This window comes from Vibrio sp. 03_296 (assembly GCF_002265885.1).
The window spans coordinates 1-841 of the sequence record NZ_NPKW01000469.1 but is presented as its reverse complement, the minus strand read 5'-3'; the positions used below and the strand labels follow the sequence as shown (position 1 = coordinate 841).

Annotated in this window: 1 pseudogene; it reads right to left on the bottom strand. The window is 44.6% G+C overall.

Features of this window, described 5'->3' with window-relative positions:
• Positions 1-95: 95 nt before the first annotated feature.
• A pseudogene (locus CIK04_RS25465) lies at positions 96-686 on the bottom strand (polyphosphate kinase 2).
• Between the last annotated feature and the right edge of the window lie 155 nt (positions 687-841).

Sequence of the window (841 nt, the reverse complement as noted above, 5' to 3'; positions counted from 1 at the left end):
AGCGAACATACCCTTCTTTGTTGAGTTCAGGAAGTGTCACAGGAGGATGAACTACTTCTTGGTAATCAATGCTACTGAGCAGGTGACTAATGCAGTTAAGGCGAGCTCGGCGTTTTCATCTGAGGGAACGACCACCACGGGCAATGTTTCGTATCGGTATAAGCAAACATCTCATCTTTTGCTTTGGAATACTCGGCCCATCGATTGCGCGATTCAAGGTCCATTGGGCTAAACTTCCAGCGTTTGATTGGCGTATTGATCCGTTCAATAAATCGTTTCTCTTGCTCTTCGTCAGAAACCGAGAACCAATATTTCAACAGGATGATACCAGAGCGCTGCAGCATGCGTTCAAATTCGGGGCAAGATCGCAGAAACTCTTCGTATTCCCATCTTCGTCAAAATCCCATCACTTTCTCAACACCTGCGCGGTTATACCAGCTGCGGTCAAACAGCACAATTTCACCGCCAGCAGGTAAATGCGCAACATAACGTTGAAAATACCATTGCGTTTTTTCTTTCTCTGTCGGAGCAGGCAATGCTGCGATGCGACAGACTCGAGGATTCAGTTTTCAGTGATGCGTTTGATGACACCGCCTTTACCAGCGGCAATCTTCGCCCTTCAAAAATGAGATCGACTTTGACGTTTTTTTATGCTTAACCCATTCTTGAAGTTTGACTAACTCTATTTGTAAGTTCTCGAGTTCTTGTTCATAGAACTTTTTTTTTCAGCTTTCCCATATGCCCTCCTTTGCTTTGTTAAATCATAGCATTGAAGGAGGGAATTCGGGCAGTTAGCGGATTGATTTGAGAGCTAATACGGTATTGCGAATGGTGGCTGTAT